This window comes from Microbacterium sp. PF5 (assembly GCF_004794315.1).
GTDB classification, from domain to species: Bacteria; Actinomycetota; Actinomycetes; order Actinomycetales; family Microbacteriaceae; genus Microbacterium; species Microbacterium sufflavum.
In genome coordinates this window covers 1-22,264 of sequence record NZ_SSDQ01000140.1, presented here as the reverse complement: position 1 = coordinate 22,264, position 22,264 = coordinate 1, and the positions used below count along the sequence as shown (strand labels likewise).

Here is a 22,264-nt window from a genome sequence, read left to right as displayed (position 1 = left end):
GTTCTCCGGATATATCAACAACCACGGGCGGGGTGTTTTCATTCCCCCGGATGGATGCGGCTCAGCGCTGGCAGCGCGGGCACCAGAACGTGATGCGCTCGCGGGTGGGATCGGCGCCCTGCTCGCCCCGTCGGATGAGGGTGCCGCAGCGGCGGCACGGGCGTCCGGCACGTCCGTACACCCATGTCCCCTGGCCCGGACGATCGATGCCGGTGAAGGTGCGGTGGCGGCGGTCGCGGTTCGCGCGGATGGTGCGCACACCCAGGTCGAGCAGCGCGGCCACGTCGACGTCCGCCGTCGGCGTCGTCGGGAGGATTCCGCGCAGGAACAGGAGTTCCGCGGCGTACTCGTTCCCGAACCCGGCCACGTTTCGCTGGTCGAGCAGCGCCACGTGGATGCTGCGGGTGTCGGCACCGAGTCGTCGCACGGCCTCGGCCGCATCCCAGTCCGCGGCGAGCGGATCCGGTCCGAGGTAGCCCACCAGCTCACCCTCGTCGCGGGTGGGGACGACCTCGACCTCCGCGATGTCCACGCCGACGGCCTCACGCTCGGCGGTGCCCACGATCGCGCGCACCTTGAAGGCCGGGTGCCGCCACCTCTCGCCGGCGCGGTACACGAACCAGGCGCCGTCCATGCGCAGATGGGAATGCAGCGTGCTGTCACCGATGCGCAGCAGCAGATGCTTGCCGCGCGGCACCGCCGCGTGCACGCGCTGTCCGGTCAGGTCGACCGTCGCGAAGCGGGGCACGCGCAGGTCGAAGCGCGTGACCTCGGCACCCGCCAGTGCCTCGTCGAGACGCCGTGCGGTGCGGAAGACGGTGTCGCCCTCGGGCATCAGCGCCTCCCGTCCGGTGAGGGCGGCGCCACGGCGGGCGGAGCGGCGGCGTCGGACGGGGCGGTCGCCGCGGGCAGGGGCCGGCGGGTCATCATGTCGCGGGCGAGCATCGTGCTCCCGGCGACCGCAGCGGGCATCACCGCGATCGCGCCGCCGGGGATCAGGAAGCACAGCTGCGTCGCGACGCCGAAGCCCAGCACGCGCGCCCTGCTGCCGGAGAACAGGACAGCGCGGTCGGACGGGCTGAGCTCACGCGCATCGAACGCGCGCCCGGTCAGCTCGCGCGCCAGCAGCCGTCCGGTCAGGATCACGCCCATCACCGGGGCCAGGGCGCCGCCGACCGCCGGGATCAGGCCGAGCACCAGCACGAGCAGCGCGATCAGGATGCCGAGGACCACCAGCCGCAGGCCCTCGCCGACGGTGGTCCAGAACCCGCCGCCGTCCGTCGCGGGCGGGTGGCCGAGGTCGACCTCGACCGCGTGCCAGATGCGCTGGTAGAACGGGTCGCCGATCGTGAGGGTGAGGGCGCTGAACACCGAGCTGGCCAGGGCCAGGGCGGCCGCGACCACTACGAGACCGACGGCCGTGCGCAGCAGACCGCGCCAGGGCTCGTCCCACCGGTCGGCGAACGGCGTCAGCCAGGACGAGATCGACGGCATCCCGATAATGAGCGGGATGATCGCGGCGGCCAGCACGATCACGGCGATCACCGCGGGGATCAGCCCGAGCGCCATGAGCCCCGGGCGCGTGCGCCATACACCGAAGCCGCGGAACAGGGTGCGGACGCCGGCGCTGAACTCTCTGACCATGGCTCCAGGGTAGGTGTCGGGCGGGCGGGGTGGCGGCGACGAGCGCGCGGGAGTGCTCAGACGGCCTTGCGGAGCGTGAACCCCCGCGGTGTCTGCACGAACCCGGCCTCCTGCAGGGCGGCCGCGAGCTCGGTGCCGTAGACGCCCTCGCCGTTGACCTTCTCCACCGTGAGGGTGTCGAGGCGGCGGTCGCGGGCGGTCGCCGCGAGGTCGGCGGTCGCGGCGCGCAGCACCTCGGGGTCGTCGGTGAAGCACAGCACCGTGCGCCCGCCGCGCTCGAGCGACAGCACCAGCGCGCCGTCGACCAGCACCACGAGACCGCCCGCCTTGCGCCCGGGCCGGTGCGACACGCCGTCGAGCTTCGGCCAGCCGAGCGCGGCGCCGTAGGGGTTCGCGGGGTCGGTGGCCGCGAGGGTCACAGCCGTGCGGGGCGGCGGATCCGCGAGCCCCGCGTAGGTGCGCAGCCGGTCGACCGTCGCCGAGGCCGCGAACTGCGCGGCGCCGAGCTTCTCGATCACATAACCGCGGCGGCAGTGTCCCGCCTCCTCGAAGCCCGCCAGCACGCGGTACGCCTGGGCGAAACCGCCGGGCACGCCCTCCGCCTGCACCGCGCCGCGGGTCACCACGCCGTAGCGGTCGAGCAGGAGCCCGGCGGTCACGGTGGCGCGTCGCGCGGCATCCGTCTCGATCGCCGGCAGCAGAGACCAGCGTCCGCCGATCGAGGTCGGCCGCGGTGCCGTGCGCGTGAGCGACATCCCGCGGTAGGTGCGCGCGCGGGGGGCACGCCGCTTCACCTTGTGCGCCTGCGACCCGCCCGCGAGCAGCGAGCGGATGGGCGCGAAGGTGTCGTTCGTCACGTGCCCCGACCAGGTCAGGGCCCACAGCGCCTCGAGCACCGACTGCTCGTTCTCGGCTCCGGTCATGTCCTTCAGCTGCGCCGCGAAGTACGCGCCGCCCGCGGCGAGGGCGTCGAGCAGCCGGGCCTCCAGGGAGTCCGCGGCGATCTCGGCGTCGGGCTCGGGAAGCGTGAACGGGGCGAGGTCGACGGGGTGCAGCGACACCCAGCCGTCGCGGCCCGGAAGCGTGCCGTGGCCCGACCAGATCACCTCGCCCGCGGCCGTGAGCTCGTCGAGCATCGCGGGGGAGTAGTCGCGCACCCGCGACGGCAGCACGAGCGACTCCCACGCGCTCGCGGGGATCGGCACGCCCGCGAACTGCTCGATCACGGTGAGCACGCCGTCGATGCCCTCCAGCGGCCGACCGAGGTGCTGCCAGTCGGGCAGGAATCGCGCGTAGGCCTCCGGCGACACCGGCTCGACGGAGCCGCGGATCGCCGCGAGCGAGCGCATGCGCAGCCGCCGCAGGACCTCGGTGTCGCACCACTCGAGGTCGTCGCCGCTGCCCGCCGCGGTCGGCAGGAAGTAGCCGCTGGTCAGACGACCGTTCGTCTCCAGGCGCTGCAGCGTGTGCCGGGCGACCGCGGCGCCGAGACCGAACCGGGTCGCGACCGCCGTGGTCGTGAAGGGCCCGTGCGTCCGGGCGTACCGCGCCACCAGGTCGCCCAGGGGATCGGCGACCGGCTCGAGGAACGCGACCGGGATCCCCGTGGGCAGGGCCGCGCCGAGGGCGTCGCGCAGCCGACCGGCGTCTTCGATCGCGGCCACCCTGGCGACACCGGCCACGGTGACCGGGATGGCACGGCGGGCGCCGATCAGCTCGTCCAGCAGCGTCGCGGCGCTGGCGCCGGCGGTCGAGTCGGGGTCGAGTCGCGCCGACACCTCGTCGGCGTCGAGCGGGCCCAGCATGCGCAGCAGGTCGGCCACGCCCTCCAGACCGCGCACCCGCCGCTCGGGGTCGAGGCGCTGCGCCTCGCGCTCGAACTGCGCGATCACGTCGGGGTCGAGCAGCTCGCGCAGCTCCACCGTGCCCAGCAGCTCGCCCAGCAGTGCGGGGTCGACGGAGAGGGCGGCCGCCCGGCGTTCGGCCAGCGGCGAGTCGCCCTCGTACATGAACGCGCCGACATACCCGAACAGCAGGTCGCGGGCGTAGGGGGAGGGCTGGCCGGGCTGGGTCTCCACGAGCCGGACGCGGCGGTCGCCGATCGCGGTCGCGAGCTTGCGCAGGGACGGCAGGTCGTACACGTCCTGCAGCACCTCGCGCAGTGTCTCCAGGATCACCGGGAACGTGGGGTGCCGGCGGGCGACCTCGAGCAGCTGCGCCGACCGCTGCCGCTGCTGCCACAGGGGCGTGCGCCGGTTGGGGTTCGTGCGGGGCATGAGCAGCGCCCGCGCCGCGCACTCGCGGAACCGGGAGGCGAACAGCGCCGAACCCCCCACCTCCTGCGTGACCAGCTGCTCCAGCTCGTCGGGGTCGAACACGAACAGCTCGGCGCCGGGCGGCTCGGCCTCGGCGTCGGGGATGCGCACGATGATGCCGTCGTCGCTCGCCACGGCGGAGCCCTCGACGCCCAGCCGCTCGCGCACCCGCGCGTTGATCGCGAGGGCCCAGGGCGCGTGCACCTTCATGCCGTACGGGGAATGGAGGATCACGCGCCAGTCGCCGACCTCGTCGTGACCGCGTTCGACCGTGAGGGTGCGGTCGGTCGGCAGGGTGCCCGTCGCCTCGCGCTGCTCGGTCAGGTGCGCCATCAGATTGGCGCGCGCCTGCTCGTCGAGCCCGGCCTCGATCAGCCGCTGCTGCGCCTTCTCCGGTGAGGCGGACGACACCTCGCGGGAGAACGCGCCGAGGGCCTCACCGAGCTCGTACGGCCGGCCGATCCCGTCACCGTGCCAGAACGGCACCTTGCCCGGCTGGCCGTACGCGGGGATCACGTTCACGCGGTCGTGGGTGATCTCGGCGATGCGCCAGCTCGTGGTGCCGAGCGTGAACACGTCGCCCACGCGCGACTCGTACACCATCTCCTCGTCGAGCTCTCCGACCCGCGCCCCGGTCGACTCGCCCGCGACGAACACCCCGAACAGCCCGCGGTCGGGGATCGTGCCGCCGCTGGTCACCGCGATGCGCTGCGCCCCGGGGCGACCGGTCAGGGTGCCCGCGTCGCGATCCCACACCAGACGCGGCCGCAGCTCGGCGAACTCGTCCGAGGGGAAGCGGCCGGCGAGCAGGTCGAGCGTGGCCTCGTACGCCGAGCGCGGAAGGGACTGGAACGGCGCGGACCGCCGCACGGTCTCGAACCACTCCTCGACGCTGATGGCGCCGAGGGCGCTCGCCGCCACGGTCTGCTGCGCGAGGATGTCGAGCGGGTTGCGCGGCACCTGGATGGCCTCGATCTTGCCGGCGAGCATGCGCTCCGTGACGATCGCCGTGTGCAGCACGTCGCCGCGGTGCTTGGGGAACAGGGCGGCGCGACTGATCTCGCCCACCTGGTGCCCGGCGCGCCCGACGCGCTGGAGCCCGGACGCGGCGGACGGCGGAGCCTCGACCTGGATCACCAGGTCGACCGCGCCCATGTCGATGCCCAGCTCCAGGCTGCTGGTCGCGACGACGCAGCGCAGCACGCCCGACTTCAGCTCCTCCTCGACCTGCGCCCGCTGCTCCTTCGACACCGAACCGTGATGGGCCTTGGCGAGCACCGGATCCGCTCCCGCGGTCGCCCCCGCCTGCGCCATCATCGCCGCGGGCACGGACGCCTCGGGAAGCGCGACCCCGATCCGCTCGGAGTAGATCTCGTTGAGCCGTCCGGTCAGCCGCTCTGCGAGGCGGCGGGAGTTCGCGAACACGATGGTCGAGTTGTTCTGGAGGATGCGGTCGACGATCGCCTCCTCCACGTGCGGCCACACCGAACCGGTCACCTCGGTGTACTCCGCGTCGATCCCCGGTGCCTCGGGCGGCGCACCGGGGGGCGGCGGCGGGTTGGTCATGTCGTCCATCGGCACGACCACGCCCAGCTCGAACGTCTTGGACGCCGGCGGGGCCACGATCTCGACCGGGTCGGCTCCGCCGAGGAACCGCGCGACCTCGTCGATGGGTCGCACGGTGGCGGACAGCCCGATCCGCTGCGCCGGCTTCTCGTTGCCGTGCGCGGCCCGCAGCGCGTCGAGGCGTTCCAGGCTGACCGCCAGATGCGCGCCACGCTTGGTGGCTGCCACGGCGTGCACCTCGTCGATGATCACGGTGTGCACGTCGCGCAGGGTCTCCCCGGCGCGGCTGGTGAGCATCAGGTACAGCGACTCGGGTGTGGTGATGAGGATGTCGGGCGGGTCGGACACGAGCTTGCGCCGGTCGCTGGAGGTGGTGTCGCCCGAGCGCACCCCGACCGTGACCGCGGGGGCGGCGAGCCCCAGCCGCCGCGCGGACTGCCCGATCCCGATCAGCGGGGACCGCAGGTTGCGCTCGACGTCGACACCCAGCGCCTTCAGCGGGGAGATGTAGAGGATGCGCGTGCGCCCGGAGTCTGCGTCCACGGGCGCCTCGGCGCGCTCGCGGAACACGCTGTCGATCGCCCAGAGGAACGCCGACAGCGTCTTGCCTGAGCCCGTCGGCGCGACCACGAGCGCGTGCTTGCCCGCCGAGATCGCCTCCCACGCCCCCGCCTGAGCGGGAGTGGGCGCGGTGAAGGCGCCGCGGAACCAGTCCTGGGTGGCGGGCGTGAAGCGTTCGAGCACATCGCTCATCCCCCCATCTTCGTGGACGCCGCCGACATTGGGGCCGACGGGCGCTCGCCCCAGAGCGACAGGAGGGCACTCAGGAATACCGGGTAACGTCTAGCGTGTTACCGTCCGAATCGAAGTGCCATCCTCATGCCTTTCCTCGCCTCCTCCTCTGCCGCCTCGGCGTCCCCCTCCTCTCGCGTCTCCGGGCTGACCGGACTCCGCGCCCTGGCCGTCGTCGCCGTCCTCGGCTACCACCTCCTCCCCGCCGCGGTGCCCGGCGGATTGATCGGCGTCGACGTCTTCTTCGTCGTGAGCGGCTTCATCGTCACCCGACTCCTGCTGCGCGAACGCGCGCGCACCGGCCGGGTGTCGCTCGGTGCGTTCTGGGCGCGGCGCGCCCGACGCATCCTGCCCGCACTCGCGCTCGTGCTGGCCGTCTGCATCCCGCTCGCCTTCCTGGTCGCTCCGCACCTGTTGTCGGGCATCCGGCGTCAGTTGATCGGCGCTCTCACGTTCAGCTCGAACTGGCTGGCGATCGCCGCGGACGGCGACTACTTCCAAGCCGACCAGCCCGACCTGTTCACCAACCTGTGGTCGCTGGCGGTCGAGGAGCAGTTCTACCTGATCTGGCCGTTGCTGCTGGTCCTGCTGCTGGTGGTCGTGCGCTGGCGTCGCCGCACCGTCGTCGTCCTCGCCCTCGTGCTGGCCGTGCTGTCAGCGGGGGCGATGGTGCTGCTGTCGGCGCCGCCGCTGGGATCGCCGACCCGCGCCTACTTCGGCACCGACACCCACGCGTTCGGACTGCTGCTGGGCGTCGCTCTCGCCGTCGGGATGGGAGCGGGAGAGGTGCGCATGGCCACCGGTCGGCGGGCCGTGGCGCGGACGGCTCTCGGCGTCGCCTCGCTCGGCGTGCTGGTCGCGCTCGCCGTGGTGCTGTCGGACGCATCTCCCGCTGCCGCGCACGGCGGCCTCGCGCTGGCCAGCCTCGCCGCTCTCGGCCTGATCTGGTCGGCGGCGACGGTGCCGCCGCTCGGCCGTGTGCTGGATGCGGCCCCGCTGTCCTGGCTGGGCGAGCGCTCGTACGCGGTCTACCTGTGGCACTGGCCGCTGCTGCTGATCCTGGGGGCCACTCCGCTCGCGGCGCAGCCACTGCTCGTCGCGGTCGTGACGGCGGCGCTGTCCATCCTCGTCGCCGCGCTCTCCTACGCCTTCGTCGAGACACCCTTCCGGCGCGGCCTGCGCGTGCATCCGCCGCTTCCCCGTCGACACGTCGTGCTGCCGGCGCTCGTGGTCGGGGTGCTGGCGGTCGCGAGCGCGGGCATCGCGATCGGCCATGACGACGCCTCGGCGGCCGAGGCCCTCGTCGAGCGCGGCCGCGAGGCGATCGCCCACGCCGCCCCCGCCCCGGCCTCGTCGCCGCAGACGGGTTCCGGCGCCGACTCCGGTCCGACGCCCTCGCCCTCGCCGACCAGTACCGCGGCGACGCCGCCGCCCATCCTCGGCACCGACATCACGGCGGTCGGCGACTCGGTCATGCTCGCCGCCGCGCCCGAATTGCAGAACGCGCTGCCCGGCATCGCCATCGACGCCCAGGTCTCGCGCAGCATGTGGCCGGCCACGGGCATCCTGTCGTCGCTCGCGAACGACGGCGCCCTGCGTCCGACGGTCGTCGTGGGCCTGGCGACCAACGGCGGCGTCGATCCCGACCTGCTCGCCGACATCCTCGGGATCGTCGGCCCGGACCGCACCCTGGTGTTCGTGAACGCGCACGCGCAGCGCAGCTGGATCCCGGGCGGCAACGCGACGCTCGCCGACTTCGCCGCCGCGTATCCGAACGTCACGGTCGCCGACTGGGACGGTGCCATCACGCCCTACCCTGACGACCTCGCCGGCGACGGCATCCATCCGCAACCCGCGGGCGGCGACATCTATGCGGCGGTCGTCACGGGGGCGATCGCCCAGGCGCACCTCGACGAGGCACAGGCCGCCGACGCAGCCGCGAAGGCCGCGGCCGATGCCGCCCGGGAGGCGGCGAAGGCGGCGAAGAAGCCCGCGGCGGCGACCGCTCGTCCCGATGACACGCAGCACGACGATTCGCACGCCGTCCCGACCCCCACGCCGACGCCGTGACGGCGGTCCTGCTGATGGGGGCGGGGGTGGTCGCCCTGAACCTGTACGCACTCGCCCTGGTCCTGCTGCGCGCGCCGGTGTATCGCGTTCCGCTGTATCGGCCTATGGTGCTGAACCTGGCGCTGTCTGCCGCGCCGGCCCTGGTTCTGGCGGCCACCCTCGCCATCGAGGTCGCCGTCGATGCCCGCGCCTCGTCGCCCGTCCCCTGGATCATCCTGGTGATCGGGGCCGTGGTGTGGCTACTGCTCCTGCCGAACTCGGCCTACCTGATCACGGAGCTCAACTTCACGCACCGCCGCGAGGGCGAGGTGGTGCCGCTGTGGTTCGACATCGTCGCGACCCTGGCACTGGCGATGTCCGGGGTGTTGAACGCGCTCGTCAACGTTTTCGTGGTCCAGATGCTCGTGGTGGCGATCTGGTACGAGGACGACGCCGCCCCCTTCACCCGTGCGGACTCTTGGCTGGTGGTCGCCGCCGTTCTCGTGCTCGTGTCGTTCGGCATCTATCTCGGCCGTCACATCCGCTTCAACTCGTGGGACCTCGCGCGCCCGATGAGGTTCGCGCGGCTGCTCGTCGCGCACTTCGCGGCGCCGGGACGAGTGACCGAGGCCGTGGGCTTCTGCGTCGTGCACACCCTTCTGCTCGGCATCCTCTACGCCGTGGTCGCCCTGCCTCTGGCGGTGTCGGTCTGAGTCGCGTGCGGGTCCCGCGCCGCCGGACGACGCCGCGGGACCCGGGCGTTCACGACGGGGGGAGCGCCGTCTCCTGCAGCGCACCCTCCGCGTCGATCTCGAGGGTGAGGTCGAGGTCGAGTCGCCGCAGGAACGCATCATCGTGGCTGACGATGAGCACGGCGCCGCGATAGGTGCGCAGCGCCTCGACCAGCTGATCGACCGTGTCCAGGTCGAGGTTGTTGGTCGGCTCGTCCAGCACCACCAGGTGGGGCGCCGGGTCCGCCAGGAGGAGTCCCGCCAGGGCCACGCGGAACCGCTCGCCCCCGGACAGCGCCGCGACCGGGCGCTCGACGGTCGCTCCACGGAGGAGGAACCGGGCCAGGCGGTTGCGCAGCTCCTTCTCCGGCACGTGCGGGGCCCGGCGGGCGATGTTGTCGAACACCGACGCGCCCTCGTCGAGGCCGTCCACGCGCTGCGGAAGGTAGCCGATCCGGTCGGTGAACGCCTCCGCCCGCAACTCCGGCCGGTCGTCCCTCGGGAGGTCAGGCCCGGAATCGGCCGCACCGGGTGGAGCCGCCGCGATGGGGTCGCGATCTCCTGTGTCGCGAACACCGCTGGCGACGAGCCGTTCGAGCAGGGTGGTCTTGCCGGCGCCGTTGCGACCGATCAGTGCCACGCGCTCGGGGCCCTGCACGATCCAGGAGCGCTCGCCGTCACCGAGCTCGGCGATGCGGCGCGCGCGGGAGACCTGCGGGGCGGGGAGCTCGATCTTCATGGTGTCGTCCGAGCGGATCCGGCGCCCGGCCTCGTCGTGCGCGGCGCGGGCCGCCTCCTCCTTCGCCCCGACCTCGGTGCGCAGCTTGCCCGCCGAGACCTCGGCGGCCATCTTCCTGCCGTGCGCGATGATCTTCGGCACGCGCTTCTCGACCTCGGCCTTCTTGGCGGTGCGGGCGCGGTGGGCGAGCTTGACCTCCGCCTCGATGCGCTGCCGCTTCTCCTTGCGCAGCGCCTGCGCCGCGGCGACCTCGGCCTGCCGCGCCGCGTCCTGCTCGGCGTCCAGCCACGCGCGCCACTCGGAGTACGGCCCGCCGAACACGCTCAACGTCTGCCCGTAGAGCTCGGCGGTGTCGTCCATCAGCTCGAGCAACGACAGGTCGTGGCTGACCACGATGAGCGTGCCCTTCCACGCCTGCACCATCGCGCCGAGCGTCGCCCTGGCGTCGCGGTCGAGGTTGTTGGTCGGCTCGTCCAGGAGCGTGATCGGCGCGCGCCGCAGGCGGATCCCGGCGATCGCGACGAGGACGGCTTCGCCGCCCGACAGCTCGCCCACGGTGCGATCGAGGAACGCGGGGGCGAGTCCGGCCTCCGCAAGGGAGGCCTCCGCGCGCGCCTCGATGTCCCAGTCGTCGCCGACCGCGTCGAAGTGCGCGGGATCAACGTCGCCCGCGGTGATGGCGCGCACCGCGTCGAGCGCGGTGGAGACACCGAGCAGCTCCGCCACGCGGCGGTCGACGTCGAGCGTCAACTGCTGCGGCAGGTACGCCACCTCGCCGGAGGTGGAGACGGATCCGGACGTGGGGGTGAGCTCGCCGGCGATCAGGCGCAGCAGGGTGGACTTGCCGGCGCCGTTGCGTCCGACCAGGCCGGTGCGCCCGGACCCGAAGGCTCCGGAGACGCCGTCGAGTGCGACCGAGCCGTCGGGCCACGTGTAGGTGAGGCGGTCGAGCACGACCGAGGGATGAACGGTGGTGGGGTATGACACGGGGTGTCTCCTGTCGAGTGCGGGGGTGCACTGACACCGGGGCCCGGGGTGGCGCGAACGGGTCGCACCCGGAGGGCGGGGTCTGCCGGGGAGTCGGCGATCGTCGGGTCAGCGCGCGGAAAGAGGAGCGCGGAGGCGACGATTCAGATCAAAGGACTTCCAGACACGGCGGACAGGACGCCACGACGATACCCGGGCGTGTCGGCGTTCGCAACTCCCGGGCGTGTCGCGCCTCCGTCGCACGGGGGATGCCGGCACCGCGACGGATGCGTAGCGTGGGAGGCATGGCGGATCGGAACCCCAGCCCGGAGGAACTCCGGGCACGCACCGGCCTCGGCGTCGGCCTCGCGCTCGGCGTGGCGATCGGCGTGTCCCTCGGCATGGCGATGAAGAACTGGGCCCTCGGCATCGGCATCGGTCTGGCGATCGGCGTGGCTCTCTCGGTCGCTTTCCGCGGCTCCGGGCGGGCGGACCCGAGCGGGCCGGACGGCGAGCGAGACCCGGGGCATCCGGAGGACGGGGTGGACGGGGGTGAGCGGGAGCGCCCGGAAGCTGCGGCGGACCCGGGAACTCCGGTCGACCCGGGAGTCCCGGGGGAGCGCGGTCAGGACGGGCGGGACCCCTCCGCCTGATCCGCGTCGATCCCGTCGACCCAGGTCGTGAGGAAGCGGTGCACGTCGCCGAGCTCGTCCTCGGAGATGCTGTGCGTGAGGCCGCTGTACACGCGGCCGGACAGCTCGGCGTGCGACGGCAGCCACTGGGCCGTGTGGTCGATGAGCGCCGGAGGGATCACGTCGTCGTGCGTGCCGCGCCCCCAGAACACGCGGGGCCGGATTTCCGTCAGCGCGTCGTCGCCCGGCAGCGGCTCCGGTGCGACATAGCCGCTCAGTGCGACCACGGCGTCGAAGCGCTCCGGCGCGAGCCGCAGTGCCTGCAGTGACACGGCCGCGCCCTGCGAGAACCCGAGCAGCGCGACCGACGGGGCGTCGCCCGCCGCGGCGTCGAGCCAGCGGAGGAACGCCTCCGCCGCGAGCGTCACGGCGGTCGAGCTGCGCCCGTCCAGGCCCTCGATCGGGTACCAGGAGCGTCCGGGCTGGGGCCACGGCGGCGCGAGCGGTGCGGCGACAGAGGCGACGGCGAGTCCGCCGGGCAGGTAGGGGACGAGCCCGAACAGGTCGTGCTCGTCGGCGCCGTACCCGTGCAGCAGGACCACGAGGGGGAGCCCGGCGCGCTCCGCCGTCGACCAGCGGGTGGCGGTGTCGTCGATCGTCAGAATCTCACTCACCCCGTCATCCTGCCAGGCGACACCGACGCGCCGCCGGTGTCCCTCGTCGGAGGGTGCTGATAGAAAGGACGCATGGCGGTGCGCACACCCGATCCCGATCCGGAGCCCGACGACGAGGGCCTCGGCGCGTTCCGCGACGTCACTCCGCCGGCGCCGGACGCGAACCCCGGCTGGCTCAGCGACGTGGAACTCGAGGAGGCGCGTCGACGCCTTCCCATGCTGTACGTCGAGGCGATCCCGGTCCGCACCGACGGCTCCGGTCAGGTCACGGAGATCGGCATCCTCCTGCGCTCCACGCCGATGGGGGAGATGACCAGGACCATCGTGTCGGGTCGCGTGCGCTTCGGGGAGACGATCCGCGACGCCCTGTTCCGTCACGTCGAGAACGATCTGGGGCCCATGGCCTTCCCGCTCCTTCCCCCGCAGCCGCTGCCGTTCACGGTGGCGGAGTACTTCCCGATCCCCGGGGTCAGTGCCTATCACGACGACCGCCAGCACGCGGTGTCGCTGGCGTTCGTGGTGCCGGTGACCGGGACGTGCGAGCCGCGGCAGGACGCGCTGGAGGTCACCTGGTTCTCGCCCGAGGCTGCCGCGTCCGACGCGGTCGCCGCCGAGATGGAGGGTGGCCGGGGCACGCTCATCCGGCACGCCCTGGCGAGCCTGGGCCTGCTGCGCTGACCGCGCGCTGACGGCCCCGGGAGCGGGGCGTCGCGCTGTTCGTCGTGCCTCGGCGGACGGGGATGATCGCCGGTCCGTGGAAAAGTCTTGCGCTGTCGCCGATCAATGGGCTAAAGATTAGACCATTGATCCAATCGGCAAAGGATGCTTCGACATGGATGCTTCGACAACGACGTCGCCCTCCGCAGAACAACCCCGCGAGCGCAACCTCCGCGGCAACCTCGGGGCGGTGGCCGTCACCTTCATGGTGATCGCCGCCGCCGCGCCCCTCACCGTGGTCGGCGGCATCGTGCCGATCGGCTACCTGCTCGGCAACGGGATCGGCTTCCCGGTCATGTTCCTCGTGGCCACCGTGATCCTGCTGCTCTTCTCCGTCGGCCTCACCGCGATGAGCCGCTACCTGCCCCGCGCCGGCTCCTTCTTCGTGTTCATCACGCACGGACTCGGTCGCACCCCCGGCCTCGCCGCCGCCTACCTCGCCCTGGTCTGCTACACCACCGTGCAGATCGCGGTGTTCTCCTACCTCGGCGCCACCATCTCATCGAGCATCGCGCTGCTCGGCGGGCCCGAGATCCCCTGGTGGCTGCTCACCCTGGTCTCGGTCGCGCTGGTCGGTGCGCTCGGGTACCGGCAGATCGAGCTCAGCTCGCGCGTGCTCGTGGTGGTGCTGCTCGCCGAGATCGGGATCGTCGTCCTACTGGGGCTCGTCATCCTCGTCACCGGCGGAGCCGACGGCGTGACCTTTGGCTCGTTCGTCCTGCAGAACGTGCTCTCCGGGGCACCCGCGCTCGGGCTGATGTTCGCCATCGCCAGCTTCATCGGGTTCGAGTCCACGGTGGTGTACCGCGACGAGGTGCGCACGCCGGAGCGCACCATCCCGCGCGCCACCTACGCCTCCGCGATCGTGATCGGCGTCTTCTACGCGTTCGCCGCCTGGACCGTGGTGGTCGGCGTGGGGGAGGGAGACGTGATCGACGAAGCCGCCGCCGACCCCACGACCCTCATCACCCGCGTCACCGAGCAGTACCTCGGCCCGGTCGGCTCGGTCGCCGTGGCCCTGCTGTTCCTGGGCAGCATGTTCGCGGCGGTGCTCTCGCTGCACAACGTGCTCACCCGCTACCACCACGCCATGGCCAACGCCCGCGTGCTGCCCGACCGCGTCGGCAGCGTGCACACCCGACACGGATCGCCCCACGTCGCCTCGCTCGTGCAGGTCGCCACCTCGGGCGTCGCGATCGCCCTGCTCGCCGTCCTCGGCTTCGCGCCGGAGAACATCTTCTCCTGGTTCGCCGGCATCGGCACCCTCGCGATCGTGATCCTCATGGCCGTGACCTGCCTCGCCGTGATCGTGTACTTCGCCCGCACCCGCGCCCTGCGCAGCCCCTGGCACACCGTGATCGCCCCCGGCCTCGGCCTGCTCGGGCTGGCGGTGTCCGCCGTGCTCATCGCCGCGAACTTCCCGCTGCTCGTCAGCGACGTCGACGCCGACGGCAATCCGGCGTGGGGCGTCATCAGCATCACCCTCGTCGCCGTCGTGATCATCGCCCCGGTGATCGGCCTGGTGCAGGCGGCGATCATGCGGGCGAGCGCACCGGCGGCCTACGCCCAGATCGTGCGGCGCTTCGACGAGAACGCCTGACCCCGAACCGAAGGATGGACATCATCAGTCTCCCCGCCCTGCCCCGGCCCCTGATCGGCATCTCCGGTCGTCGCACCAGCGGCGCGGCGATCGGCGCCCCGTACGGCTTCGCCGACGCCCCGCTGGAGGCGTACCTCAGCGAGTACGCCACCTCGGTGCTCCGCGCCGGCGGCCTGCCCGTGCACCTGCCCATGGATGCCGACCCGGCCGAACTCGTGGCGCGGCTCGACGGCGTCGTCATCGTCGGCGGCGACGACGTCGACCCGCGCCGGTACGGGCAGACCCCCGGCCCGTTCACGCCCCTCGTCGACCCGCAACGCGACGAGTTCGAGTCGGGGCTGATCCTCGCCGCGATCGAGCGCTCGCTGCCGCTGCTGGGGGTGTGCCGGGGAGCGCAGCTGCTCAACGTGGTCCGCGGCGGCACCCTGCATCAGCACCTCGCCGCGGGCGAGGGCGAGTCGCACGGCTCGTACGCCTACCCCCGCGCCCACCGGGTGCACGAGGTGCGCACGGCAGAGGGCAGCGTCGTGCACGGCCTCTACGGCGAGAGCACCCGCGTGAACTCGTTCCACCACCAGGCGGTCGACGCCCCCGGCGCCGGGGTGACCGTGACCGGCTGGGCGCCCGACGGCGTCGTCGAGGCGATCGAGCTCGACGGGCTGCCGGTGGTGGGCGTGCAGTGGCACCCCGAGACCTTCGGCGGTGACCCGGTCTTCGACTGGCTCGTCGATCAGGCGTCCGCGCACACCGCGGTCGCCCCCACCCCCGCGACCGAGAGCGTCGCCTAGGCGCCGCAGACGCACGAACAAGGAGAGACACCATGCGACACGCAGACAGGAACGCCTTCATCACGGGCGCAGGATCCGGGATCGGCCGCGAGACCGCCCTCCGCCTGGCGAGCGAGGGGGCACGCATCCTCGTCACCGACGTCTCGGCCGAGGGCGCCGCCGAGACCGTGCGCCTGATCGAGGCGACCGGCGGCACGGCGCTCGCGGCGGTGGTGGACGTGCGCTCGCGCGAGCAGATCCGCGCCGCGGTCGCGCAGGCCGCCCAGGCGTGGGGAGCCCTGCACCTGCTCGTCAACAACGCCGGCGTGGTCACCGAGCACTCGTTCGAGACGCTGACCGAGGAGGCGTGGGACTTCGTCTTCGACATCAACCTCAAGGGCCAGTTCCTCGTGGCGCAGGAGGTGGCGCCGCTCATCGCCGAGTCGGGCGGCGGCGCCATCGTCAACCTCTCCACCGTGGAGGCACTGGTCGTGGTGACCAGCACCGGCACCGCGCAGCCGCACTACAACGCCAGCAAGGGCGGCGTGCCCATGCTCACCAAGGCGCTCGCGGTCGAGCTCGCGGCCAAGAACATCCGCGTCAACTGCGTCGCCCCCGGCCCCATCGCGACCGACTTCTTCGACTACGAGAGCGTCACCAGCCCCGAGGCGCTGGAGTTCATGAAGCAGCGGCTGCTCGTGCCGCGGGTGGGCCTGCCGAGCGACATCGCCGCGGCCGTATCCTGGCTGCTCAGCGACGAGGCGTCCTGGATCGACGGCATCCAGCTCCCCGTCGACGGAGGGTGGCTGACGCGATGATCGACGACGTGCGCCTGGCGCCGGACGAACTGGAGGCCGCGGGGATCCGCACCGTGATCGTCGCGACGCCCGACCTCCAAGGTCGGCTCGTCGGTCGCCGCATCCCCGTCGAGGGCTTCGGCCGGGTCGTGGCGAACGGTGTCGACATCTGCACCTGCGCGTGGGCATGGGACATCGATCAGGGGCTCGAGCTGATCGACCAGAACCGCTTCGCCCTGTGCGGCATGCACAACGGCGTGCCCGACGTCACGCTGCTCCCCGACCTCGACACCCTGCGCCCTGCGGCGTGGCTGGAGGGTGTCGCGATCTGCCTCGCCGACCCGGTCGACGTGCACACGCACGAGCCGATGCCGCTGTCGCCGCGGGTGATCCTGAAGCAGGAGCTGGCGCGCCTGCGCGACCTCGGTCTCACGCCGCTCGCGGGCACCGAGCTGGAGTTCTACCTGTTCCGCAACGACCCGCGGGAGCTGCGCCGCTCGGGGTTCCGCGACCTCGATCCGACGACCCTCACCCCCTCCGACTTCATGATCCACGAGGGCAACCTCTACGAGCCGTTCTTCCAGAGGCTGCGGTCCGACCTGCGCGCGAGCGGCATCCTCGTCGAGGCCGCGCAGAGCGAGTGGGGTCTCGGGCAGTGGGAGATGACGTTCGAGTACGGCGACCCGCTGGAGATGGCCGACCGGCATGCGCTGTACAAGCTCGCGGTGCGTGACACCGCCGCCCGGGCGGGCATGTCGGCGACCTTCATGGCGCGTCCGCTCAACGACCAGCCGGGCTCGTCGTGCCACGTGCACGTGTCGTTCGTCGACGACGAGGGCACGGCGCTGTTCTGGGACGAGTCCGACCCCGATCACCTCAGCCCCCGCATGCGCTCGGCGATCGCCGGGGCGCTGGAGCACGCGCCGGCGCTGATGGCGTGGTACGCCCCGACGGTCAACTCGTACCGCCGCAGCAACTCCACCGACGTCGCCGGCAGCGGGCGCACCTGGGGCTTCGACAACCGCACCACCACGGTGCGTGTGGTCGGCCACTCGCCGCAGGCGCTCCGGTTCGAGTTCCGCCTGCCCGGCGCCGACACCAACCCGTACTTCGCGCTCACGGGCATCCTCGCGTCGGCCCGCGACGGGATGCGGACGGGGGCCGAGCTCGGCGATCCGGTGCGCGGCAGCGCCTACGACCTCCCCGGCGACGGCGCCATGCCCGCTGACCCGCGGCAGGCGGGAGCGCTCTTCGCCGACAGCGCGTTCGTGCAGGAGCTGCTGACGCCGGAGCTCATCTCGCATCAGCGCATCCTGCTCGACCACGAGTGGTCCACCTTCATGTCCCGCGTCACCGACTGGGACCTGCACCGCTACTTCGATCGGATCTGAGATGACCTTCCCCGCCCTGCGCACCTGGATCGGCGGCGTCGCCGAGGAGAGTCCGGAGGCCGACGGCTCCTGGCTGCACGACCCGAACACCGGCGAGGCCCTCGTGCCCACCGCCTCCAGCTCCCTGGAGCAGGTCGACCGGGCCGTCTCCGCCGCCCGTCGGGCGCACGACGATGGCCGCTGGCGCGGTCTCGCTCCCGAAGAGCGCGCGGTCCGGCTAGGGGCGCTGGCCGCGTGGCTGGACGACCGTGCCGAGGAGATCGCCCGCCTCGACGCGCTCAACAGCGGGGTGCCGCTCGCGGTGACACGGCTCTTCGGCGGGGCCAACGGTGCGACCCTGCGTGACGCCGGCCGCCGAGCCGCCGTCCGCGGGGACGTCGCGGAGCTCCCCGCAGAGCAGGGCGGCGTGCGACTGCACCGTGTGCCGTGGGGACCGACCGCGCTCATCCTGCCGTGGAACGCGCCCAGCGCCATGGCCGTGAAGAAGACCGCCTTCGCGCTCGCCGCCGGAGCGACCGTGGTGCTCAAGCCCTCGTCGTTCTCGCCGTGGAGCGCGCAGCTGCTGCTGGAGGGCGTGCACGAGGCGGGCATTCCCGACGGTGTCGTCGGACTCGTGCAGGGCGGCGGCGGCGTCGGCCGTGCCCTGGTCGCCGACGAGCGCATCGCCGCGATCTCGATGACCGGCTCCACGCCGACCGGCCGCGCCATCGCCGCCGCGGCCGCGCCCCGGTTCGCCCGGCTGCAGCTGGAGCTCGGCTCGAACAACGCCGCGATCGTGCGGGCCGACGCCGACCTGGAGCAGGCGGCGGAGGCGCTCGCCGACGGCGTCCTGAAGCTGTCGGGGCAGTGGTGCGAGGCTCCGCGTTGTGTGCTGGTCGACCGCGCCCGGCGCGACGAGCTGGCCCGTCTGCTCATCGCGGCGTTCGCCCGCCGGACCATCGGATCCAGCCTCGACGACGCGACCGAGGTCGGTCCGGTGGCCTTCGCCGCCCGACGGGACGAGCTCGACGACCAGCGGGACCGGCTGGCGGCCGCCGGCGCCGAGCTGCTGCGCGTGTCCGCGGTGCCGGAACGGGGATGGTTCTTCGCCCCCACGGTGGCGGTGCTCGACGGCCCGGGGCTCGCGGACGAGGTGTTCGGGCCGATGCTGCTCGTGGGCGGCTACGACGACGAGGACGAGGCCGTGCGCCTGGCGAACACCGGCCAGGTCGGCCTCGCCGGCTACGTGTTCGGGGCGGATCAGGAGGGGGCCGCGGCGCTGGGCACCCGCCTGGTCGCGGGCGAGGTGAAGGTCAACGGCACGAGTGTGCTCGACATGTCGCCGGCCTCCGCGCAGAGCTTCTTCGGCGCGAGCGGCCTGGGCGGGCACGGCGACGACGATGTGCTTGACTTCTTCACGGGGAAGCAGGTCGTCGGCACGGACCGCGCCGGTCTTCCCCTCTGACCGGAGGAGTGGCCATGGGCGAGCGTGACGACGCGCCGCACGACTTCTCCCGCGCCGTGCTGCACCCCGTGTCGGGCTATCAGGCCGTGGCGGGGTTCCTGCGCCGGGAGATGGCGCTCGGCCGCATCCGCCCCGGCGACCGCCTGCCTTCGGAGCGGCGTCTGGCGGAGCAGCTCGGCGTCTCGCGCGAGACGCTGCGGCAGGCGCTGCGCATCCTGGAGGGGAGCGGCCAGATCGTCATCACCCGGGGAGCGTCCGGCGGGGCGATCGTCCAGGACGCGGCGCTGGATCCGCGGCTCATCCGCGACGAGGTGCGCAGGCGCTCGGCCGAGATCGGCGAGCTCACCGAGTTCCGCGAGATCGTCGAGTCCGGTGGGGCGGCGCTCGCGGCGGCGCGACGCAGCACGGCGGATCTGGAGGCGATGGCCCTCGCCCAGAGCGAGCTGGCGGGGGCGGCCACCAAGGCCGAGTCCCGCATCGCCGATACGCACTTCCATCTCGCGCTCGCCGCGGCGTCGGGCAACACGTTCGTGCGCGACGCGGTGGAAGAGGCGCGCGTGCGGATGTTCGAGCCCGTCGACCTGATGAGCTTCGACTTCGTGAAGGAGTCCAGCTGGCACGCCCACGAGCGCATCCTCGATGCCGTGCGGCGGGGCGACGCCGACGCGGCCGATGCGGCGATGCGCGCGCACCTGCGCACCACGCGCGAGGAGTTCACGCGCGTGGTCGACGACTGAGACCGCTCAGGCGGTGGTGAGGCGTCCGAGCGCGTCGACGAAGGCGTCCACGTCGGACTCCTCGGTGTCGAAGCCGCACATCCACCGCACCTCGCGCCGGGCCGCGTCCCAGTCGTAGAAGCGGAACACGTCGCGCAGCCGGTCGGCAACGCCCTCGGGCAGCGTCGCGAAGACGCCGTTGGCCTGGGTGGGCTGGGTGAACTCGACACCGGCGACGGAACCGTCGGCGAGCCCCGCCTCGATGCGGGAGCGGAGCCGGGCGGCCATGGCGTTCGCGTGCCGGGCGTTGCGCAGCCACAGGTCGCCCTCGAGCAGCGCGATCAGCTGCGCCGAGACGAAGCGCATCTTCGACGACAGCTGCATGTTGAACTTGCGGGCGTAGGGCAGCCCGTCGGCGGCGGCGGGGTTCAGCACCACGATGGCCTCACCGAGCATGGCCCCGTTCTTCGTGCCGCCGAACGTCAGCACGTCCACGCCGACGTCGCGCGTGAAGGCGCGCAGCGGGAGGTCGAGTGCGGCGGCCGCGTTGGACAGCCGGGCGCCGTCGAGGTGCAGCTTCATGCCCCGCTCGTGCGCGTGGTCGGCGATCGTGCGGATCTCGTCGGCCGTGTAGAGGGTGCCGAGCTCGGTGGACTGCGTGATCGACACGACCAGCGGCTGCGCGCGGTGCTCGTCGCCCCAGCCCCACGCCTCGCGGTCGATGAGCTCGGTGGTGAGCTTGCCGTCGTCGGTGGGCACGGTGAGCAGCTTGAAGCCGCCGATCTTCTCGGGCGCGCCACCCTCGTCGACGTTGATGTGCGCGGTCGATGCGGCGATCACGGCACCCCAGCGCGGCAGCATCGACTGCAGGCCGGTGACGTTCGCGCCGGTCCCGTTGAACACCGGGAACGCCTGGACGCCCTCGCCGAAGTGCTGCTGGAAGACCTCCTGCAGGCGGGCGGTGTAGGCGTCTTCGCCGTACGCCACCTGGTGGCCACCGTTCGCGGCGGCGATCGCGGCGAGGACCTCGGGGTGGATGCCGGAGTAGTTGTCGCTGGCAAAGCCCCGCAGAGCGGGGTCATGGGGGATGCTCACCGGTCAAGCCTAATCGCGGTTCCCCTACCGGATGTCCGAGCCCCGCCCTACCCTCGAACCCATGGAGCGCACCGCGGCGAAGACGGCCTTCGCGAACGTCCTCGTCAACACGTTGATCGCCAACGTGACGACGAGCTTCCTCTGGTTCGCCCTCACGTTCTGGGTGTACATCGAGACGCGGTCGGTGCTGGCCACCGGGATCATCGGCGGCGCCTACATGCTGTTCGTCGCGTTCTTCGCGATGTTCTTCGGCACGATCGTCGACCGGCACCGCAAGCACCGGGTCATGCTGCTGTCGAGCGTCATCTCGGCGGTGGCGTTCCTGATCGCGGGCGTGCTCTACGTGTGGCAGCCCGAGGCGGCGCTGCTCGACCTGGGCGGCCCGTGGTTCTGGCTGTTCTCGGGCATCATCCTGTTCGGCGGCGTGATCGAGCAGCTGCGCAACATCGCGCTGTCCACCACGGTGACACTGCTGGTGCCCGAGGAGAAGCGGGCCAACGCGAACGGCCTGGTGGGCACGGTGCAGGGCATCGCGTTCCTGGTCACGAGCGTGTTCTCCGGCCTGTCGATCGGGTTCCTCGGCATGGGGTGGACGCTGGGGATCGCGATCGTGGCGATGGCGCTCACCTTCGCGCACCTGCTGTTCATCCGCATCCCGGAGTCCGAGCCGGAGGTCGACCCCGAGGCGAAGAGCGCGGTCGACTTCCGCGGCAGCGTGCAGGCCATCCGGCAGGCGCCCGGGCTGTTCGCCCTCATCGTGTTCTCCACGTTCAACAACCTCATCGGCGGCGTCTACATGGCGCTCATGGACCCGTACGGTCTCACGCTGTTCGATGCGCAGATGTGGGGCTTCGCGCTCGCGTTCTCCTCCACCGGCTTCCTCATCGGCGGCGGGCTGGTCGCGAAGTTCGGCCTCGGCAAGAAACCGGTGCGCACGATGCTGCTCGTGGTGATCGCGATGGGGCTCCTCGGCGCGATCTTCATGCTGCGCGAGTGGTGGCCGCTGTACGTGCTGGGCATGTGGGTGTACATGGCGCTGGTCCCTCCGGTCGAGGCCGCCGAGCAGACGGTCATCCAGAAGGTCGTGCCGTTCACGCGACAGGGGCGGGTGTTCGGCACGGCGGCGGCGATGGAGGCCGCGGCCGCCCCGATCACGGCCTTCCTCATCGCGCCGATCGCGGAGTACGTCGTGATCCCTTACATGGACACCGCCGAGGGGCAGCGGCAGTGGGAGTGGCTGCTCGGCGAGGGCGAGGCGCGCGGCATCGCCCTCATCTGCCTGTTCGCCGGACTGATCATGGTCGTCGCGGCGACGCTGGCGTTCTTCACGCGGTCGTACCGTCACCTCACCGAGCTGTACGCGACGGCGCCGGATCAGGCACCCGACGCGACGGACGAGGGCACCGACCCCGCGGCACACGATCCTCTCGGTGAGCGGCAGGAGACGGGCGACGCGCGCGACGGCCGCGCGCACGGCCATCACCCCGATGCGCCCCCGGTCGTCCGCGGCATCCCGCCCGAGTCCCGCTGACCCACACGGACGCAGCCCCGCCCGGAGCCCGCCCGCCCGCAGCCCGCCCGTCCGCCGTCCGCAGCCCGCCGTCCGCAGCCCGCGCGTCCGCAGCCCGC

17 protein-coding genes are annotated in these 22,264 nt (G+C 72.5%); 11 read left to right on the top strand and 6 right to left on the bottom strand.

Annotated elements, in window-relative coordinates:
- Window positions 1-61 precede the first annotated feature (61 nt).
- From DW297_RS13255 to DW297_RS13245, 3 genes are read right to left on the bottom strand one after another with little or no spacing between them, the layout of a single operon-like run.
- Window positions 62-835 carry a DNA-formamidopyrimidine glycosylase family protein gene (locus DW297_RS13255; RefSeq protein WP_136033144.1) on the bottom strand — a complete coding sequence of 258 codons (774 nt, stop codon included), beginning with the start codon at window positions 833-835 and terminating at the stop codon, window positions 62-64.
- On the bottom strand, window positions 835-1,644 hold the full coding sequence (locus DW297_RS13250) for an EI24 domain-containing protein (protein ID WP_136033142.1): 810 nt from the start codon (window positions 1,642-1,644) through the stop codon (window positions 835-837). The genes DW297_RS13255 and DW297_RS13250 overlap by 1 nt, the downstream gene beginning before the upstream one ends.
- Window positions 1,645-1,700: 56 nt before the next feature.
- Window positions 1,701-6,278 carry an ATP-dependent helicase gene (locus tag DW297_RS13245; RefSeq protein WP_136033140.1) on the bottom strand — a complete coding sequence of 1,526 codons (4,578 nt, stop codon included), beginning with the start codon at window positions 6,276-6,278 and terminating at the stop codon, window positions 1,701-1,703.
- A gap of 126 nt (window positions 6,279-6,404) precedes the next feature.
- On the opposite strand from DW297_RS13245, the gene DW297_RS13240 reads away from it, so the two are divergent.
- Window positions 6,405-8,387, top strand: coding sequence for an acyltransferase family protein (locus DW297_RS13240; RefSeq protein ID WP_136033138.1), 1,983 nt, complete (start codon window positions 6,405-6,407; stop codon window positions 8,385-8,387).
- Window positions 8,384-9,079: a DUF1361 domain-containing protein gene (locus DW297_RS13235; protein WP_136033136.1), complete on the top strand. Its 696-nt coding sequence runs from the start codon at window positions 8,384-8,386 to the stop codon at window positions 9,077-9,079. The genes DW297_RS13240 and DW297_RS13235 overlap by 4 nt, the downstream gene beginning before the upstream one ends.
- 49 nt (window positions 9,080-9,128) lie before the next feature.
- On the opposite strand, the gene DW297_RS13230 is transcribed toward DW297_RS13235, so the two are convergent.
- On the bottom strand, window positions 9,129-10,823 hold the full coding sequence (locus DW297_RS13230; protein ID WP_136033134.1) for an ABC-F family ATP-binding cassette domain-containing protein: 1,695 nt from the start codon (window positions 10,821-10,823) through the stop codon (window positions 9,129-9,131).
- A gap of 284 nt (window positions 10,824-11,107) precedes the next feature.
- On the opposite strand from DW297_RS13230, the gene DW297_RS19110 reads away from it, so the two are divergent.
- Entirely contained in the window at window positions 11,108-11,455 is a 348-nt protein-coding gene (locus DW297_RS19110; RefSeq protein ID WP_205828297.1) for a hypothetical protein, read from the top strand.
- On the opposite strand, the gene DW297_RS13220 is transcribed toward DW297_RS19110, so the two are convergent.
- On the bottom strand, window positions 11,428-12,108 hold the full coding sequence (locus DW297_RS13220; RefSeq protein ID WP_136033132.1) for an alpha/beta hydrolase: 681 nt from the start codon (window positions 12,106-12,108) through the stop codon (window positions 11,428-11,430). The two genes, DW297_RS19110 and DW297_RS13220, sit on opposite strands and share 28 nt — an antisense overlap.
- A 72-nt stretch (window positions 12,109-12,180) precedes the next feature.
- Between DW297_RS13220 and DW297_RS13215 the strand changes: the two genes are divergently transcribed.
- The 7 genes from DW297_RS13215 (at window position 12,181) to DW297_RS13185 (ending at window position 19,561) form a co-directional block, all read left to right on the top strand.
- Entirely contained in the window at window positions 12,181-12,786 is a 606-nt protein-coding gene (locus DW297_RS13215) for a DUF4916 domain-containing protein (protein ID WP_136033130.1), read from the top strand.
- Between the two features lie 154 nt (window positions 12,787-12,940).
- Complete coding sequence (locus DW297_RS13210; protein WP_136033128.1) at window positions 12,941-14,425, top strand: APC family permease; 1,485 nt, start codon at window positions 12,941-12,943, stop codon at window positions 14,423-14,425.
- Window positions 14,426-14,439: 14 nt separating this feature from the next.
- Window positions 14,440-15,213 (top strand): gamma-glutamyl-gamma-aminobutyrate hydrolase family protein, encoded by a 774-nt coding sequence (locus DW297_RS13205; protein ID WP_136033126.1) that lies wholly within the window; start codon window positions 14,440-14,442, stop codon window positions 15,211-15,213.
- A gap of 32 nt (window positions 15,214-15,245) precedes the next feature.
- On the top strand, window positions 15,246-16,010 hold the full coding sequence (locus DW297_RS13200) for an SDR family NAD(P)-dependent oxidoreductase (protein ID WP_136033124.1): 765 nt from the start codon (window positions 15,246-15,248) through the stop codon (window positions 16,008-16,010).
- Entirely contained in the window at window positions 15,995-17,380 is a 1,386-nt protein-coding gene (locus DW297_RS13195; protein ID WP_168442862.1) for a glutamine synthetase family protein, read from the top strand. Before DW297_RS13200 ends, DW297_RS13195 begins: the two co-directional genes overlap by 16 nt.
- A gap of 1 nt (window position 17,381) precedes the next feature.
- A complete protein-coding gene (locus tag DW297_RS13190; protein WP_136033120.1) occupies window positions 17,382-18,824 on the top strand; it encodes an aldehyde dehydrogenase family protein in 1,443 nt (480 codons plus the stop codon).
- Between the two features lie 14 nt (window positions 18,825-18,838).
- Complete coding sequence (locus DW297_RS13185; protein ID WP_136033118.1) at window positions 18,839-19,561, top strand: FadR/GntR family transcriptional regulator; 723 nt, start codon at window positions 18,839-18,841, stop codon at window positions 19,559-19,561.
- Window positions 19,562-19,567: 6 nt separating this feature from the next.
- Here the strand turns inward: DW297_RS13185 and DW297_RS13180 are convergent, their stop codons facing one another.
- Window positions 19,568-20,635 carry a threonine aldolase family protein gene (locus DW297_RS13180; protein WP_136033116.1) on the bottom strand — a complete coding sequence of 356 codons (1,068 nt, stop codon included), beginning with the start codon at window positions 20,633-20,635 and terminating at the stop codon, window positions 19,568-19,570.
- Between the two features lie 61 nt (window positions 20,636-20,696).
- Between DW297_RS13180 and DW297_RS13175 the strand changes: the two genes are divergently transcribed.
- A complete protein-coding gene (locus DW297_RS13175) occupies window positions 20,697-22,166 on the top strand; it encodes an MFS transporter (RefSeq protein ID WP_136033114.1) in 1,470 nt (489 codons plus the stop codon).
- Window positions 22,167-22,264 lie beyond the last annotated feature (98 nt).

What these genes read in the sequence shown, in the direction of transcription:
- DW297_RS13185 (WP_136033118.1), top strand. Translation starts at nt 18,839, where the DNA reads ATGGGCGAGCGTGACGACGCGCCGCACGACTTCTCCCGCGCCGTGCTG.
- DW297_RS13175 (WP_136033114.1), top strand. Translation starts at nt 20,697, where the DNA reads ATGGAGCGCACCGCGGCGAAGACGGCCTTCGCGAACGTCCTCGTCAAC.
- DW297_RS13245 (WP_136033140.1), bottom strand. Translation starts at nt 6,278, where the DNA reads ATGAGCGATGTGCTCGAACGCTTCACGCCCGCCACCCAGGACTGGTTC.
- DW297_RS13240 (WP_136033138.1), top strand. Translation starts at nt 6,405, where the DNA reads ATGCCTTTCCTCGCCTCCTCCTCTGCCGCCTCGGCGTCCCCCTCCTCT.
- DW297_RS13205 (WP_136033126.1), top strand. Translation starts at nt 14,440, where the DNA reads ATGGACATCATCAGTCTCCCCGCCCTGCCCCGGCCCCTGATCGGCATC.
- DW297_RS13200 (WP_136033124.1), top strand. Translation starts at nt 15,246, where the DNA reads ATGCGACACGCAGACAGGAACGCCTTCATCACGGGCGCAGGATCCGGG.
- DW297_RS13210 (WP_136033128.1), top strand. Translation starts at nt 12,941, where the DNA reads ATGGATGCTTCGACAACGACGTCGCCCTCCGCAGAACAACCCCGCGAG.
- DW297_RS13250 (WP_136033142.1), bottom strand. Translation starts at nt 1,644, where the DNA reads ATGGTCAGAGAGTTCAGCGCCGGCGTCCGCACCCTGTTCCGCGGCTTC.
- DW297_RS13190 (WP_136033120.1), top strand. Translation starts at nt 17,382, where the DNA reads ATGACCTTCCCCGCCCTGCGCACCTGGATCGGCGGCGTCGCCGAGGAG.
- DW297_RS13255 (WP_136033144.1), bottom strand. Translation starts at nt 835, where the DNA reads ATGCCCGAGGGCGACACCGTCTTCCGCACCGCACGGCGTCTCGACGAG.
- DW297_RS19110 (WP_205828297.1), top strand. Translation starts at nt 11,108, where the DNA reads ATGGCGGATCGGAACCCCAGCCCGGAGGAACTCCGGGCACGCACCGGC.
- DW297_RS13215 (WP_136033130.1), top strand. Translation starts at nt 12,181, where the DNA reads ATGGCGGTGCGCACACCCGATCCCGATCCGGAGCCCGACGACGAGGGC.